At 65.5% G+C, this 14,973-nt stretch carries 16 protein-coding genes; 13 read left to right on the top strand and 3 right to left on the bottom strand.

Annotated elements, in window-relative coordinates:
• Window positions 1-84: 84 nt before the first annotated feature.
• Complete coding sequence (locus tag ACFU4Z_RS25780) at window positions 85-1,260, bottom strand: lipase family protein (protein ID WP_379067321.1); 1,176 nt, start codon at window positions 1,258-1,260, stop codon at window positions 85-87.
• 345 nt (window positions 1,261-1,605) lie between these two features.
• On the opposite strand from ACFU4Z_RS25780, the gene ACFU4Z_RS25775 reads away from it, so the two are divergent.
• The 5 genes from ACFU4Z_RS25775 (at window position 1,606) to ACFU4Z_RS25755 (ending at window position 4,160) form a co-directional block, all read left to right on the top strand.
• The gene (locus ACFU4Z_RS25775; protein WP_379067319.1) at window positions 1,606-1,848 is read left to right on the top strand and encodes a hypothetical protein; all 243 of its coding nucleotides are present in this window, start codon (window positions 1,606-1,608) and stop codon (window positions 1,846-1,848) included.
• 156 nt (window positions 1,849-2,004) lie between these two features.
• Window positions 2,005-2,550 carry a DUF2599 domain-containing protein gene (locus tag ACFU4Z_RS25770; protein ID WP_379067317.1) on the top strand — a complete coding sequence of 182 codons (546 nt, stop codon included), beginning with the start codon at window positions 2,005-2,007 and terminating at the stop codon, window positions 2,548-2,550.
• Window positions 2,551-2,593: 43 nt separating this feature from the next.
• On the top strand, window positions 2,594-3,289 hold the full coding sequence (locus tag ACFU4Z_RS25765) for an SDR family oxidoreductase (RefSeq protein WP_379067315.1): 696 nt from the start codon (window positions 2,594-2,596) through the stop codon (window positions 3,287-3,289).
• A 32-nt stretch (window positions 3,290-3,321) separates the two neighbouring features.
• Window positions 3,322-3,624, top strand: a complete 303-nt coding sequence (locus ACFU4Z_RS25760; RefSeq protein ID WP_379067313.1) for a putative quinol monooxygenase — start codon at window positions 3,322-3,324, stop codon at window positions 3,622-3,624.
• A gap of 308 nt (window positions 3,625-3,932) precedes the next feature.
• Complete coding sequence (locus ACFU4Z_RS25755) at window positions 3,933-4,160, top strand: hypothetical protein (RefSeq protein WP_364900996.1); 228 nt, start codon at window positions 3,933-3,935, stop codon at window positions 4,158-4,160.
• Window positions 4,161-4,478: 318 nt separating this feature from the next.
• Here ACFU4Z_RS25755 and ACFU4Z_RS25750 read toward each other — a convergent pair whose 3' ends face one another.
• A complete protein-coding gene (locus ACFU4Z_RS25750; protein ID WP_379067310.1) occupies window positions 4,479-5,366 on the bottom strand; it encodes a helix-turn-helix domain-containing protein in 888 nt (295 codons plus the stop codon).
• An 88-nt stretch (window positions 5,367-5,454) separates the two neighbouring features.
• Entirely contained in the window at window positions 5,455-5,676 is a 222-nt protein-coding gene (locus tag ACFU4Z_RS25745; protein ID WP_379067308.1) for a DUF397 domain-containing protein, read from the bottom strand.
• Between the two features lie 325 nt (window positions 5,677-6,001).
• On the opposite strand from ACFU4Z_RS25745, the gene ACFU4Z_RS25740 reads away from it, so the two are divergent.
• From ACFU4Z_RS25740 to ACFU4Z_RS25705, 8 genes are all read left to right on the top strand, one after another.
• The gene (locus ACFU4Z_RS25740; protein WP_379067306.1) at window positions 6,002-6,799 is read left to right on the top strand and encodes an SAM-dependent methyltransferase; all 798 of its coding nucleotides are present in this window, start codon (window positions 6,002-6,004) and stop codon (window positions 6,797-6,799) included.
• 209 nt (window positions 6,800-7,008) lie between these two features.
• A complete protein-coding gene (locus ACFU4Z_RS25735; RefSeq protein WP_379067304.1) occupies window positions 7,009-7,245 on the top strand; it encodes a hypothetical protein in 237 nt (78 codons plus the stop codon).
• A gap of 266 nt (window positions 7,246-7,511) precedes the next feature.
• Window positions 7,512-8,771: a PucR family transcriptional regulator gene (locus ACFU4Z_RS25730; protein WP_379067302.1), complete on the top strand. Its 1,260-nt coding sequence runs from the start codon at window positions 7,512-7,514 to the stop codon at window positions 8,769-8,771.
• Window positions 8,772-8,882: 111 nt separating this feature from the next.
• Window positions 8,883-9,317 (top strand): CBS domain-containing protein, encoded by a 435-nt coding sequence (locus tag ACFU4Z_RS25725; RefSeq protein WP_379067300.1) that lies wholly within the window; start codon window positions 8,883-8,885, stop codon window positions 9,315-9,317.
• A gap of 115 nt (window positions 9,318-9,432) precedes the next feature.
• Complete coding sequence (locus tag ACFU4Z_RS25720) at window positions 9,433-10,743, top strand: aminotransferase class V-fold PLP-dependent enzyme (protein WP_379067298.1); 1,311 nt, start codon at window positions 9,433-9,435, stop codon at window positions 10,741-10,743.
• Window positions 10,740-12,026: a heavy-metal-associated domain-containing protein gene (locus ACFU4Z_RS25715; RefSeq protein ID WP_379067296.1), complete on the top strand. Its 1,287-nt coding sequence runs from the start codon at window positions 10,740-10,742 to the stop codon at window positions 12,024-12,026. The genes ACFU4Z_RS25720 and ACFU4Z_RS25715 overlap by 4 nt, the downstream gene beginning before the upstream one ends.
• On the top strand, window positions 12,023-13,618 hold the full coding sequence (locus ACFU4Z_RS25710; RefSeq protein WP_379067294.1) for a decarboxylase: 1,596 nt from the start codon (window positions 12,023-12,025) through the stop codon (window positions 13,616-13,618). Before ACFU4Z_RS25715 ends, ACFU4Z_RS25710 begins: the two co-directional genes overlap by 4 nt.
• Window positions 13,618-14,940, top strand: a complete 1,323-nt coding sequence (locus ACFU4Z_RS25705; protein ID WP_379067292.1) for a pyridoxal-phosphate dependent enzyme — start codon at window positions 13,618-13,620, stop codon at window positions 14,938-14,940. The genes ACFU4Z_RS25710 and ACFU4Z_RS25705 overlap by 1 nt, the downstream gene beginning before the upstream one ends.
• Window positions 14,941-14,973 lie beyond the last annotated feature (33 nt).

Raw genomic sequence — 14,973 nt, 5'->3', positions numbered from 1 at the left:
GACATGTCGCCATATCGCAACAACCGGGCCGAAGGCGATTCGGTGGAATCGCCGTCGGCCCGTTGGTATCTACGCGTTGGGTCCTCAGCAGTTGCTGGGTGCGGGCTCCCCCTGGAAACGGGCGTTCAGCCAGCTCAGCGCCGCCGGGATGCCGAGCACCGCCGCGGTCAGATGATCGGGCACCGGCGTCACTTGCGCCTCCACCCTCGCGCCCGCCGCGCACCAGCGGCGGTCGGTGTTGGTGATCGCGTCGACCGGGATGAGCCCATCGATCGGCGAGTGCCATTCGAAGACCGGCGCTTTCGGCACGCCGTCGTAGAGCTCGAGGCTGTTCTCCTCCACCACCGCGCGGGCGTCGCCGTCGTTGATCATCGACGTCGTCTTCGCGAAGTCCATCGCGCCGTGTCCGGCACCCGCGGCCAGGATGTCATTGGTGCAGCTGTTGGCCATGGCCGCGCGGGCGGCGAGCCCACGGTCGTTCAACTGGTCGCTGAGCGGGAACCGGTCGGGGTACTCGCGCTCCAGACCGAGCCCGGCGGCCAGCGCAAGTCCGAACGCCGGATGCGAACCGAGGCCGAGTCCCTCGAGCATCTTCACCAGGTTCATGGGCACCCCGCCCATAGCCGCGCCGACGATGTCCAGTTCCGGCGCATACTGTGGCGCCAGCGCGGCCGCCCATGCGGTGGCCATGCCACCGCCGGAGTATCCGACCATGCCGACCTGGCTCTTCTCCACCTGGAGCTCGGATACCTGCTTGACGGCGCGGACACCGTCCAGGGTGATCTGACCACCCAATTTCGCCGCGCCATAGGCGAACTGGGGCCCGAGGTGATCAGGCAACGCGACAGTCCAACCCTGCTGCAGCAGAACATTCCACGCCGGCGCCTCACGCACCATCAGATTCGGATCGTCGGTGTAGAGCACCCGCGAGACCGAGCATTCCGCGCCGAGGCCGTTGATGATGTGCTGATAGGACAGCAGCGGGCCGTCTTTCTTGTGCCCGCGCGGCGTCAGCACCGTGGTGGTCGCCGCGATCGCCTTGCTCTGGGAGTTGGTCGACCGGAACCGCACCACCGTCACGGTGGTGTCCGGGAAGATCGGCAGTGGCGGCATCGTGCGGGTGGCGATGACGTCGCCGGGCTTCATGTCCGTGAGATTCGCGGGGATCGCATAGAACGGGTCCGGATCCGCCGCCGGGTATATCGGTGCGCTGTGCCCGGTCCCCGCGACCGCAACCACCATCAGTAGGCCGGCGGCCATCGCACCGACTGTGCGCACCACCCCCCTACCGGATCTCGACTTGCTCATAGAACGTAGGGCCTGCCTCATCGACGATGCCTCCAGAATGGGTCCAACGTTGTGACCATCGTTTACAACAACGGACCACAGTGACATATTCGGAGCGAAACATTTTGACAACTCACAAGTTTCGCGCCATCGGCTGTGACGATAGTGCATCGTCCCTGGTGAGAACCCCCTATAGCCCCCCATCCGCCCTGTGAGATGTCCAACAGCCGGGACACACCATATTCCCCACAATGGTGGGGACCTACCGTCACAAGTACCGGCGTCGTCGCCGCGCCGGTGGCGGAAGGAGACAGTGGCATGGACGGCGCTGCGCGAAAGCTGACCGACCGTGAGTACGCCCAGGAGGCACCCACCCGTCGGATCACCGTCTACTTCGATGGACCGACACCCGACGAGGCCCTGATCCTCGAATACGCGGCCACCCGCGCCGAGGCATGGGAGTTCACCTCGGCCGCGGCGCATGCCGGGCTGGTGGTCACGGTGGACAACAAGGTGCGACCCGAGCTCCGGCCGCTGCCGTGCCGTTCGCTGTGGCACTGAGAACCGCAGGCACCCCGACCTCGCCGTCACCGCGACCCGTCTGGCTTTCCGCCGCAATCACGCACCACGATCAGAGTTGCGCGCCAGCCATATGCCGCCTCGGCGAGCCTTGGCTACGCTCGATGGCGATGACCATGCGGGAGGAACGATGACCCAGTGAGCCCGATTCCGTCTCATCCAGGCAAGCGCCCGTCTCGCCCGGCGATGCGGTCCGGCGCGGCACTTCTGCTCGGCGCCACCCTGCTGCTCACGATCAGTGGTTGCGAAACCGATCAACCGGCGTCGACGGCGGCCACGACGCTCGACCCGCCCGCCGTCACGACGTCCATTGCCGCGGCCGCGACGTCGATCTCGACGTCATCTGCCGCGACTCCCACCGCCGATCCCTATGCTGATCAAGCACTCATCGACCACATCGAGTGGACAGTAGCCATCGATGGCCCACGGCTGCTCGTCTTCCCGACACCGGCCGGGCGCCACACGACCTTTCCCGGCTCCGAGGACCGCGCCTGGCAGGAAGTGCTCGCGCAGTCCGCGCAAGCCGATACACCCGGCATGCGCGACCAGTTCGTGTGTCACTGGGATTGGGCCCGCATGGTGGCGCCGGACAAACCGAGTTGGAATCTCGAACCCTGGCGTCCGGCGCTCGACTATCAGGCCATCGTCCGAGCCAGTTGCAACCCGGGCGGACCCGAACGCTGACCACCACCGACTAGTACGCGGCACCGACCGGAGAGGACCAGCCATGCGCGTCGTCATCGCAGGCGGACACGGAAAGATCGCACTGCTGCTCGCCGAATTGCTGACCGAACGCGGCGACAAGGTCGACAGCCTGATCCGCAAACCGGAGCAGGCAGCCGATATCACCGCCACCGGCGCGCGCGCCGTGGTGCTCGACCTCGAACGTGCTGTGCTCGGCGACGTCGCCGCGGCCATACAGGGCTACGACGCCGTCGTTTTCGCCGCGGGCGCGGGCACCGGCAGCAGCGCGGAACGCAAGTACACGGTCGACAAGGGCGGTTCGGTGCTGCTCGCCACCGCCGCCGAGCAGGCCGGCGTGCGCCGTTTCGTGCAGATCTCCACGATGGGTGCCGCAGCGCCGCCCGCGGCGGGCAGCGATGAGGTCTGGGCCGCCTACATCGATGCCAAAACCCAAGCCGAAGACGACCTGCGTGCCCGCGATCTGGACTGGACGATCTTGCGCCCCGGCCGCCTCCTCGACACTCCCGCCACCGGCCTCGTGACGCTCGGTCCGCCGCCGCTGCCGCGCGGCGCCATCCCGCGCGCCGATGTCGCCGATGTCCTGGCGCGGATTCTGCACGCCCCGCAGACCGCGGGAGCGACACTGGAACTGATCTCAGGCGCCACTCCAGTGGGTTCCGCGATCGAAAATTTAGATAACCAGTCGGTCGCCCAAGGCGGTGCAGCCCCGACCGATTGACTTGTGCACGTCCCCGATTGGAGTCCGTCACTGTGTTCAGCCGCATCGTATCCATGAAGATCCGGCCCGGCTCTCGCTCCGAATTTCTGGCCGCCGTCGGCCGCAGCGCCGCCGCGTCGGTGCGTGACGAGCCGGGTTGCCTGCGGTTCGATGTCTGCGCCGACCGCGTGGATCCGTACCGGTTCTTCCTGTACCAGGTGTATGTCGACGACGAGGCGGCGGAAGCGCATCGCTTCACCGACCATTTCATCGCGTGGCGCAGCGCGGCCGACCGATATGTCGAGCCGGGCACTCAGGTTCAATACAGCACCGATGTCCTCGTCAACGCCAACTGAGTTGCCCGGCGGAACACGCTTTTGCCACGCGTTCGCGGGCGGTTAGCAGGCACGAAATCGCCTCTGCGCATACGCAATCGATCGTGCAGATGTACTTGCATCTGAAAGGCGCACCGACCTAAACTCAGTCCCGCAACGCTAAATAGGGGACAACCAGGGGAGGCCGCGTGGGCGAGCCAAGGGCCAATGTCGCCATGGGTTTGCTGCCGCCAGACGTCAGGGGCGTTCTAATGGACCAACCACTTCACGGCGGCCGGCTCGGAATAGCCGATGCCGCACTGGCCGACCAGCCAGCGAACGGTACAAATATGAGCACACCGTCGTCACGATCGGGCCAGCGGCCTGCCGCACTCACGCGGGAGACCGCCGTCGCGTTCGTGATCCACGCCGTCGAATCCACCGGTGCGGCCACCCGCCATGATTTCGACATCGACCGGATCGTCACCACCGCGCACGCGATGGCCGACGACTGGGATCTCGAGGTCCTGCAGCCGGATGCGTTCTGGCGCATCGCCTCCACTTTTATCAAGCAGTGAGGTAGCGCGCACTCGCGCAGGCACCGAATACTGTTGTGCCGCTGCGTGATACGGAGCGCTCCCCTGCACCTGCGGTGTCCTGCACCGACCGTGTGCCCGCCGTGTTTTGCGCTGTGCGACAACCCGAACGCACGCGCTCATCCCCTACCGAGCATGTGCCTGTCTCCGCAGCCATCTGCGATCGACGTGTGCATCGGCGTCAGTCCAACGGTGTGCGAAGCCCGATAGGGAACAGCGCGCCCGGGCACGCGTCAGCCGTGACGGCACACAAAAGCGGCGCAATCGAATGACCCCGGGCCGACGGCGAACCGCCGGACCTCACTCCCCTTGGGCGTACTCCCGGAGAATCTCCACGGACTTCTCCGGACGCTCGGACTGCACGCTCAGCCGGTCCATGACCGACAGGTACAGCGCGAGATCTTGCCGACGATCCAGGTACAGCGCACTGGTGAGGTGCTCGAGGTAAACGATATCGGGCAGTTCGGGCTCAGCGAAGCGCAGAATGCTGAATGAACTGCCTGCCGCCGCGTGCTCCCCCGCCGCGTACGGCAATACCTGAATGGTGACGTTGGGTAGTTCGGAGAGCTTGATGAGATGTTCCATCTGCTCACGCTGGACGCGCGCGCCGCCGACCGGCCGGTGCAGCGCGGCCTCATCGATCACCGCCCACACAACGGGCGGATCCTGCCGGAACAAGATCTCTTTCCGGCGCTGACGCACCGCGACCCGTCGATCCATGTCGGCGTCCTCGTAACCGAGGGAGACGACCGCTCTGGCGTATTCGGGAGTCTGCAACAGTCCAGGAATCAGATTCGCCTCGTAGGTGCGAATCTTGTTGGCCGCCTGCTCCAAACCCAGGTAGGTGCCGAACCAGGACGGCAGCAGATCGTTGTAGCGATGCCACCAGCCCGGTTCGTTCGCCTGCCTGGCCAGGTCCAGGAATCGTTCCCGCTCCACGGGGTCGTCGACGCCGTAGAGGGTCAACAGATCTCGGATGTCGCGTTCTTTGAAGCCGGTGCGGCCCAGCTCGAGCCGACTGATCTTGGCGTGCGAACCACGGATGGCGTCGCCCGCGGCCTCCCGGGTGATATTCGCCTTCTCCCGGAGCTTGCGCAATTGGCCGCCCAGTGCGATCCGAAGCACGGTCGGACCACGTTCCGCGACAACCGATTGCACACGACCGTCGTCATCGGGTTCTGCGATCATGAAGTCATCTCCGATACTCGGGTTTGACCACAGTGTGTCACAAACACCCCGGTTCGAAACACACCGCACCGACCGCCAATGTTACCGCTCAGCTAGTCAGATCGTCGAACTCGCCGGCCTTCGCGCCGCGGACGAATGCGTCGATCTCCGGACGGGTGTAGAAGAGCACTCCGCCCTCCGGGTCCCGCGAGTTCCGAACGGCTACCAGGTTATTGGTCGCCTCTGCCACTTCGACGCAGTTCCCGCTCGGATTACTGAACGAGCTCTTGCGCCAGCTGCCATCGATCTTGTTGGTAGATGTTTCCGACATTTCCCCACTCCTCGGTTACGCCAGTGGATCAACTCGAGTCAGTTCTTGCAGATGCACTCTCAAACGTTCTTGCATCTGCACTGACAATTGGGACGATAGCACGAAGTTCACCCTCACGCGCCTGGTATTTCATACCCCGCGGTCCGCTGTGAACCGCCGTCCGATCCGACCCGCGAAATACCGTGCTCAGCTCGCCGATCCCGGCCGTCCCTGCGGCGCGAATCTTGTACTGTCACAGTGCACATCGGATGTACCAGTCATTAGCGACACCCGCCGCGCCAGCTCGCCCCGCGTGCCGCACCCGCTTGCCGAGGAGCTCACAGTCATGTCCGACGACCACAGCCCATTGATCCGCACCGACATTCCCCATTCGGCGCGGATCTGGAACTACTGGATGGGCGGTAAGGACTACTACGAAATCGATCAGATCGCCGGTGACGCCGGCGTCGAGGTCGACCCCGACATCACCACCATGGCCGTGCAGTCCAGGCAGTTCCTGATCCGTGCTGTGCGCTACCTCGCCGGCGAGCAAGGGATTCGCCAGTTCCTGGACATCGGCACCGGCCTGCCGACCATGCAGAACACCCACGAGGTCGCCCAGAGCGTCATCCCCGAAGCGAAAATCGTCTACGTCGATAACGATCCACTGGTGCTGACGCACGCCAGAGCGCTGTTGACCAGCACCTCCGACGAGGGTGTGACCACCTACGTCGACTGCGACTTCCACAACCCGGAGCAGATCGTCTCCGACGCGAAGAACGTGCTGAACTTCAACGAGCCGATCGGCGTCATGTTCATGGGTGTACTCGGCCACGCCAAGACCTATGACGAACTACTGCGGATCGTGCACACAGTGCTCGACGCCGTGCCATCGGGCAGTCACCTCGTCATGTGGGACGGCACCGACGACAGCCAGGCCTACGTCACGCTGTGCGAGAACTACACCGGCACCGGCGGTGATCCCTACACGCCGCGGCCGAAGGCCCAAATCCGGGCCGTCTTCGAAGGTCTCGAGATGGTCGAGCCCGGTTTCGTCTCCATCACGGAGTGGCGAGCAGGCAACACCGAGGTGGGCGATGTTCGGCCCATCTCCGCGTACTGCGCCGTCGCGCGCAAGCCATAGTCAGCCTGACAACGACAGTTCGACACCGGCGGTCCTGGGCTACATCCCAAGGGCCGCCGGTGTTTTTCGGTCGGCCGTTCGTGCAAATGTACTTGCATCTGTAAGCGACAACAGCCTAAACTCGGAGCCATAATCCGGGAGGTGCGCAGGGAGTTCGCGCCGGCGTCGCAAGCGATCAGCCTCCCAATCTCATATGCGAGGGGCGGTCGATGAGTCAGCCATTCCGAACTCCCCACCGGGTCGCGATTGCCGGCGCCACCGGGATCGAAATGGTGCGGCCACGTGCGGTTCCCGACTTCACACCACCGGATTGCGGGACGGAGCCACGCGCTCTCACTTACCGGCTGGCCCGCGAAATTCTGCACATTCACGACGTCCATGGACCTCAGTGCAGGCAGTGGCTCGCCGCGGCCGCATACCTCTCCGCCGGACTCGACGACGAATAGTCACCGCATCGTTTGGCGCGCAATAAAAAAACAGACCGGCCGCTCCGATTTTGGTCGACGTCAATTCCAACCGATCGGTCGGATACCTCCGCCCACGGCGCCGAAACTTTCCAGCACACACCGCGACGGGATATCGCCCCGGACAATCTTCTGGCCTGACAACGGATCTCACGGAGAGCTATCCACATTCATCACAATTTCGTATAGTGATGCACACGATTCGGGCTCAGTTCTATAACGCCCGACGTGGTACTGGAGCAACGTGTATGACCTTCTCGATGCTGGATCTGTCCATCAACACGCCTGACACGGCGTTGGAAATCGGCGGGCAACCGGCGTCGGTTCCATTGCAGAACACCGATCGGGTGGCCTCGCGCATGGTGGGCTACTTCGCTACCTGCATGGCCCCCTGCCGCACGCTGCCCGGCGAGCAACTGCGCGGTGACGTCACGAAACTGACCCGCAGCTGTCTGGCGCTCGCCGCCGAAATGTTCGACAAGCGCGCGGTACCCGACGACGAGCAGCTGGACGAGGTCCGCGAAGCCGCGGCGCAATGGGCACGGGAAGCCGTGCCGCTCGGCACCATCTTGCGCGCCTATCACGAAGGACTCCGGATCGCGTTCGGTCTCGTGACCGCGCGGGCGAAGGCCGATGACGTCGACGAGTTGCTCGTCGCCACCGATCTGATGCTCGAACTGCTCGAAGCGATCACCGCCGCGGTGTCGGACGCCTACGTCGACGAACAGCACCTCGTCGCGCGCGAACACCAAACCGCGGCACAGACATTGGCCTCGGCACTGCTCAGCGGGCGCAGCAGCTCCGCATTGGCGCGGCAGGCGGGCATCCCCATCGCCGAGTCGTATCAGGTGGTGGCCCTCTCGATTCCGGAACATCCGGACGAACGAGACCCTCGGGTCGACGCGCAGGTCGCCGCGCGCCGCAAGCTACGCCGGTTGCAGTCGGCGTTGGCCACCGTTTTCGACTCCCGTGTCCTGGCCCTGCTCAGCACCAAGGGCGGCACGCTGCTGATCCCGGTCGATGAGGGCGCGGCGACGCTCACCGGCGAGGTACTCGCGCTGCTCACCGAGGCCGCGGCGGTACCGCTCACCGCGACGCAGGTCGTGGGTGACACCGAGCAGATCCCGGAGGCCGCCGAGCAGGCGCATGAGCTACTCAACCTGGTCCGGGTGGGCGGACGCGCGCGCGGCCTGTACCAGATGGCCGACCTGGCCGTGGAGTACCAGCTCACGCGCGGTGGGCCCGCGACCCGGCGGATCGCCACCATTCTCGATCCACTGGACGCGCACCCCGAACTGTTCGACACGATGCGCGCCTATCTCGGCAACGACATGAACCGCCAGCTGACCGCCAAGCAGCTGTATGTCCACCCGAACACCGTCGACTATCGCCTGCGCCGCATCTCCCAGCTCACCACCATCGATCTGGCCACCTCGGCGGGTATCTCCCAGGCGGCGATCGCGCTGTTGGCCCGCGATCTCGACCGCAGCGTCGCGCGCCGTCTGTAGGTCCACAGCCCCAGCTCGAGACCCTGTCGCGACCTGATGCGGATTTGTGCTGGTCACACGGTCGCGAACGAGAGATCCTTAGAACTGCCGCGACATCTGGATGGTGGAAATATGCGAATTGCGGAGATCTTGCATAGAAAAGGCACCGAGGTGGCCACCGTGCCGCCCGACACGACGGTGCGCAACCTGCTCGCCGCGCTGGCCGAACACAACATCGGAGCGGTGGTGGTATCGCCGGACGGCATCCGGATCGCCGGCATCGTCTCCGAACGCGATGTGGTCCGGAGCCTGCACGCGCGCGGCGCGGACCTGCTGGACACCCGTGTATCGGAGATCATGACCGCCGACGTGCGCACCTGCGCACCGGACGACCTGGTCGACGGACTGCGCAGCACCATGACCGAGCACCGGATCAGGCATCTTCCCGTAGTGCACGACGGGAAGCTGATCGGCATCGTCAGCATCGGCGACGTAGTCAAGAGCGCGATCTCCGAACTCGCCACCGAACGCGAGCATCTCGTCGACTACCTGCAGGGCAGATACTGAACGATCACCGCGCCCGTGGCGCGTGAAAGACGTTGTGTGCGAGAAACCTTCGAACGCCCTTCGCAAGGTGCGTATCGTTGGTGGCGTCCAGCGGTACTCGGAAGGGAGCGACACGTTGCGTTCACCTGCGTCCGGGTCGCACCTCACCCGGCCTGCGGCCACCCGGTCGCCGGTACCGGCGGAGCCGGAACCGCCGATCTACCCAACCGCCGCCGCTCGCCGACTTTTTCCCGCTCTCGCCGAATCCACCGCGGTCTACCTCGACAGCGCCGCAACCACACAGAAGCCGCTGCCGGTCATCGACGCCATCCACCGATATCACAGCTCGCGCACCGCCAACGCCGGTCGCGGCACCTATCCGTGGGCGACGGGCCTGACCGCGCAGATCAGCAGGATACGGGCGCGTACCGCGGCGTTCATCGCCGCCGAACACCCGGACGAGGTCGTTTTCACCGGTGGCGCGACCGCGGCGCTCAACGCCGTCGCACTGTCCTGGGGCCTCGGCGCGCTGGAGGACGGCGACGAAATTCTTTACAGCCCACGCGATCACGCCTCCAATGTCCACCCATGGCACCATCTGCGCCGAGTGCTCGCCCGGTTCGGTCGCCGCGTCGAATTGGTCCCCTATCGGGTGACCGAACTAGGTGAGGCGGACACCGCCGACATCCTGGCCAAGCTCACCCCGCGCACCCGGTTGATCACCACCAGCCACCTGCATCACGTTTTCGGCGGGCTGACCACCCTGGAGGAACTGCGCGGCAGATTGGACCCCTCGGTGTTGCTGTGTTTCGACTGCAGCCAGAGCGGCGGGCACCTGCCGGTGGACGTGACCGAACTCGGCGCCGACTTCGCGGTGTTCGCCGCGCACAAGATGTTCGGCGCGCCAGGGACCGGAATCCTGTACTGCCACCGTCGAATTCATGAACAGCTGCTGCCGTTCCTTCCTGGTGGCAATTCCGGAGTCGAGCTCACCGACGCTGGGCTCGTCTCGACCGGGATGCCGGATCTCCTGGAGGGCGGCACCCAGAACATCCCGGGTATCCTCGCACTCGGCAGCGCATTGGATGTCCTCGAGTCCTTCGATATCGGGGCGATAGCCGAGCACAATCGCGCGCTCACGCTGCGCCTGATCGCGAATCTGCGCCAGGTGCCCGGCCTGGAATTTCTGCCGGGGCCCGCGCACGCACCGTGTGCGATCGGCTACGGGATCCTGTCGTTCACCCTCGCCGGAATCTCTTCCACCGACCTCGGATTCGTCCTCAGCGAGCTTGGTTTCCTCGTGCGCACCGGCGCCCACTGCACGCCGGCCACCACCGCCGACGATGCCGACGATTCGGTTCGGGTCAGCACACACATCTACAACACGCTCGAGGAGATAGACCGCTTCACGGAATGTGTCATGACCATCGCCATGGAGGTCCGATGAGTATCGACGGCTCCCCGCGCTACGACCGGCGGGCCGCTTCCCGAGTGCTGGCCGGACTCGCCCAGCCCGGACTTTTCGCAACGCCGATCCCGGTCCCCACGGCCCGCAGGATCGAATACACCTGTGCCGCACTGCGTCCCGAACCGAACAGCCATCTCACCTTCTCGCAGCGGCTGTATCTGGAGCGGTTCATGCGCCCGTGCCGTCCCTACCAGGTCACCAGCGCCACACATCGGATCGCCTGGACCGACAGCGACGGAATCCCCAACACCGGCCACTTCCGGTCCGACGGGCTCGGGCCGCTGGTACCGATCGCCATGCGCGAAACGGTGCTGACGCTGTGGCACGCGTTGGCCGCGAATTCCGCTCTCGCCGACCGCATCAGCGCGCTCGGCACGCGCGAGCACGCGGTGCTGGCAGCCACCACCACCGATCACGAGCCCATGGACATCCTCCGCGTCGGCATCGAAGCGACCGGGCGGGCATTGGCCCAGCACGCGCTGCTCGCCCGGCAGACGCCATATCGCAGCGCGACCGAATTCGCCGAGGGAATGCGCGATTCCGGGCTATTCGCTGCGGTCGCGACCCGCTGGTACTGGGAACTGCAAGCCTCGACCTATCGGCGCGGAATGATTCCGGTGACCATCGCTACCCAGCCCGACGGGACCGTGCGCTACACCGCGGACAGCGTGGCGACGCTGCGCGCGATGAAGGACTCGACCATCGAGGATGCGCACAACGTCATGCGGCGTGCCACCAGGGTGGAAGGGTTGAGCGTCGAAGACGCGATCGCCAAATACCACGACGATCTCGACCTCATCTCCCGCCAGTACGCGCTGGTGCCGTCCAACACCCGGCCTGCCTGCCTTGCGGCGATGCCACACCACCTCGGCGGCGGGCACTACACCCTGTTGCCGCTGGTGGTGGACCAGTTCGTTACCGTCTTCGGCTGGCTCGCCGGGCGCTGCGAGATCATCGAGGTGAGCGCCGAGCTCGATGAACTGACCGCCGATGGCGAGGCAACCGCCGAGGACCAGGTGTTCTACGTACCGGACATGAATTGCAAGCACTGCGTCCGTACGATCACCGGGGTGCTGGAGTCGATGGGGATCAAGGTCGTCGACATCGACCTGATCAGTAAACGGGTCGTCGCGGAATTCCGTAGCCCGCGCAATCGGGCTCGCGCATTCGAGGCCATTCGTGACGGCGGCTACAACCCGGCCGCGGACAAGCCCGCGGCGATCGATTCGTCGACAACCGCCCCGTCGGAAACCGCGGTATGACGGCGCCGCTACCGGCGCTACCAGCGAAGATCCATCCGCTGGTGCGCGCCTTCCTCGACTCACGCGACGCCGTCGTGGACACGGTGGTCCGCTTCGGCTCCCCGGTACACCTGGTGTTCCCGCAGGTCTATGCCGAGAACCTGACACGATTCCGCGCCGTCCTCGACCTGCAGGTGCCGCACTACCGAATCTGCTACGCGCACAAAGTGAACCAGTCGCGCGCGTTCGTCCGGACCGCCGAGCATGCGGGCGTCGCCATCGATGTCGCCTCACCACAGGAGCTGGGCAGCGCGATCGCAGCGGGTTTCGGTGCGACGCGCATCGAGGTGACCGGGCCGAAGGGCGAAGCATTCCTGCGGGAGTTGATCGACTGCGGCGTCACAATCAATGTCGACAATCTGTGGGAGCTGCGCCGAATTGCCGAATTGGCAGGCGACCGCACGAAAGTGCCGGTACTGCTGCGTGTTTCCGGTTTCGACGCGACATCGGCGAGCCGGTTCGGCGTACCGCTCGCGCACATCGACCGCGCCTTCGATCTGCTCACGGCCAGTCGCAGCCGAATCACCTTCCTCGGCTTCGCCTTTCATATCGACTCGGGTGAGCCTGCTGAACGCATCAGAGCCATCGATGCCTGCCTGGCCTTGGTCGAACAGGCCTACGACCAGGGTCTGACACCGTCGGTGCTGAATATCGGTGGCGGCTTCCGTCAGGTCTTCACCGCCGACGCGGACCGATTCGACGGCTACGTGCTCGCGCTGCGCGAGGCGCTGCTCGGCCGTGGCACGCAGATGAGCTGGGGGAATAATACTTTCGGCTATCACGTCGACGGCGGCGCGGTGCACGGTATTCCGGTGTTCCACAAGTACGCCAATACCGTGCCCGCGACCACGATGCTCGCCGACCTGCTTGCCGCGCCACTGGAGCGCCACGGTGGCCGCACCGTAGCGCAGGTCGCCGGGGACAATATGCTCGAATTGTGGCTGGAGCCCGGCAAGGCCCTTGTCGATCATGCCGGCCTGACGGTGGCGAAGGTCGAGTTCGTCAAGGACCTCGCCGACGGCACCGTGGTGGTCAATCTCGACATCAGCCGTGACCTGGTGACGCCGGCGGATCAGGAGGTCATGGTCGACCCCATCGTGCTGTCCGGCAACGCCCACCACTCGGACACGCACGTCGGCCACGCTACGGTGACACCGCTGCGCACTGCGGACGACACCGCGACGGCACTGCGACCGATGCCCGAATCCGGCCCGGTGGCGGTGTATTTCGCTGGTCGGCTGTGCCTGGAACGCGACCTCATCACCAATCACAAGGTATGGCTGCCGCAGCGGCCCCAGCCGGGCGACCTCGTGGTTTTCCCCAATACCGGCGCCTATCACATGGATCTGTCGGCGGCGACGGCCTCGATGCATCCGGTGCCGGCGAAGCTTGCCGTCACCCAACGCGCGGGCAGTTTCCAGGCCTGCCACGACGGCGAGTACGAACCGCCCGTGCCGGTCGGACTGCCGCCGCACCGGACTGCCGCACGCGGTCCGCACCGACCGCCGGTGCTGCGCCACGTCTCCCACGCCGACAACGATGGAACGCCGTAATGCGCTACGACCACATCACCGAACTCATCGGGAACACTCCGCTGCTGCGCCTCGATCCTGCCGTGCACGGACTGGAGAACGTCGAGCTGTACGCGAAGCTGGAGTCGCACAATCCTTTCGGCTCCGTCAAGGACCGGGTGGCGTGGGGCATGATTCGCGACGATCTCGACGAGATCCGGGCGAACGGGCAGACCCTGATCGAGGCGTCCAGCGGCAATACGGCCAAGGCGCTGCGGATACTCGGCGCGGTGTACGGCGTCGGGCTGCGCGCGGTCACCAACCGGATCAAGGTCGCCGAGGTGCGGGATCTGTTGCAGCTGTTCGGCACCGACATAGTGGAACTGCCCGGACTCTCCGAATGCCCGGACCCGACCACACCGAACGACGTGTATTCGGTCATCGAGGCGACGATGGCCAAGGATCCCGACGCGTACTACCACGCTTCGCAGTACACCAACGAGAAGAACATCGAGGCCCACCACCACGGGACCGGCCGCGAAATCCACGAGGACCTCGCCGCCGACGGCATCACCCGCGTCGACTACCTCATCGGTGGTCTCGGCACCACGGGATCTACTCGTGGCACCGCCACCTACCTGCGCAAACACAATCCCGAATTACGCACTATCGCCGTGGTTTCCGACCGCACCGACTTCATCCCCGGCATCCGCTCGGAGAGCGAAATGTGGGACGTCGGGCTGTTCCAACCCGACTTCTACGACCGGATCGTCACCGTCGACGCCCCGAGCGCCGTCGACGCGACGCTGCGCCTTGCCACCGGCTACGGCATTCTCGCCGGCCCGACCAGTGGCGCAAGTTATGCCGCGGCACTCGAAACCTTGCGCGCCACGGCGGCTTCCACCAGCGATGGCCCCGTCGTCGCCGTTTTCATCGTCTGCGATCGCCTGGAACCGTACCTGTCCTACATCAAGAAGCGCAGGCCGGACCTCTTCGACCGCACCGACCGCAGGCCGCAGCCCACCGCGATCGAATTGACCGCGACACCGGCGCTGTCCCCCGACGAACTCGCCGATCTCGAGCGCACCGCCCGACCGACCGTCGTCGACACCCGAGGGGCCATGGCCTACCGCATCGGCCACGTCCCAGGCGCCATCAACATTCGCGACGACCAACTCGACGACATGTTCACCCACGGTATCCCTTTCCCACGCTCCCGCCCCATCGTCTTCGTGTGTCCCGTCGGCGAGCTCTCGCTGCGCTTCGCCACCACCGCCCGCACCGCAGGCTTCGACGCCTACAGTCTGGCCGGCGGCATCGTCGCCTGGCGCGACGCCGGCCTGCCCTTGGAACGCGGCGCCTGACTTCGGCGGATCACTCCGGCACTTTCCGGACAC

It is taken from the genome of Nocardia sp. NPDC057440, assembly GCF_042802915.1.
Lineage (GTDB): Bacteria > Actinomycetota > Actinomycetes > Mycobacteriales > Mycobacteriaceae > Nocardia.
The sequence above is the reverse complement of the archived record's forward strand: the minus strand, read 5'-3'. Positions and strand labels throughout refer to the sequence as shown.

Excerpts from the sequence above, each read along its gene's own strand:
- ACFU4Z_RS25775 (WP_379067319.1), top strand. The coding sequence starts at position 1,606 with ATGGACGGCGCTGCGCGAAAGCTGACCGACCGTGAGTACGCCCAGGAG.
- ACFU4Z_RS25765 (WP_379067315.1), top strand. The coding sequence starts at position 2,594 with ATGCGCGTCGTCATCGCAGGCGGACACGGAAAGATCGCACTGCTGCTC.
- ACFU4Z_RS25755 (WP_364900996.1), top strand. The coding sequence starts at position 3,933 with ATGAGCACACCGTCGTCACGATCGGGCCAGCGGCCTGCCGCACTCACG.
- ACFU4Z_RS25750 (WP_379067310.1), bottom strand. The coding sequence starts at position 5,366 with ATGATCGCAGAACCCGATGACGACGGTCGTGTGCAATCGGTTGTCGCG.
- ACFU4Z_RS25780 (WP_379067321.1), bottom strand. The coding sequence starts at position 1,260 with ATGGCCGCCGGCCTACTGATGGTGGTTGCGGTCGCGGGGACCGGGCAC.
- ACFU4Z_RS25745 (WP_379067308.1), bottom strand. The coding sequence starts at position 5,676 with ATGTCGGAAACATCTACCAACAAGATCGATGGCAGCTGGCGCAAGAGC.
- ACFU4Z_RS25730 (WP_379067302.1), top strand. The coding sequence starts at position 7,512 with ATGACCTTCTCGATGCTGGATCTGTCCATCAACACGCCTGACACGGCG.
- ACFU4Z_RS25710 (WP_379067294.1), top strand. The coding sequence starts at position 12,023 with ATGACGGCGCCGCTACCGGCGCTACCAGCGAAGATCCATCCGCTGGTG.
- ACFU4Z_RS25725 (WP_379067300.1), top strand. The coding sequence starts at position 8,883 with ATGCGAATTGCGGAGATCTTGCATAGAAAAGGCACCGAGGTGGCCACC.
- ACFU4Z_RS25715 (WP_379067296.1), top strand. The coding sequence starts at position 10,740 with ATGAGTATCGACGGCTCCCCGCGCTACGACCGGCGGGCCGCTTCCCGA.
- ACFU4Z_RS25705 (WP_379067292.1), top strand. The coding sequence starts at position 13,618 with ATGCGCTACGACCACATCACCGAACTCATCGGGAACACTCCGCTGCTG.
- ACFU4Z_RS25735 (WP_379067304.1), top strand. The coding sequence starts at position 7,009 with ATGAGTCAGCCATTCCGAACTCCCCACCGGGTCGCGATTGCCGGCGCC.
- ACFU4Z_RS25740 (WP_379067306.1), top strand. The coding sequence starts at position 6,002 with ATGTCCGACGACCACAGCCCATTGATCCGCACCGACATTCCCCATTCG.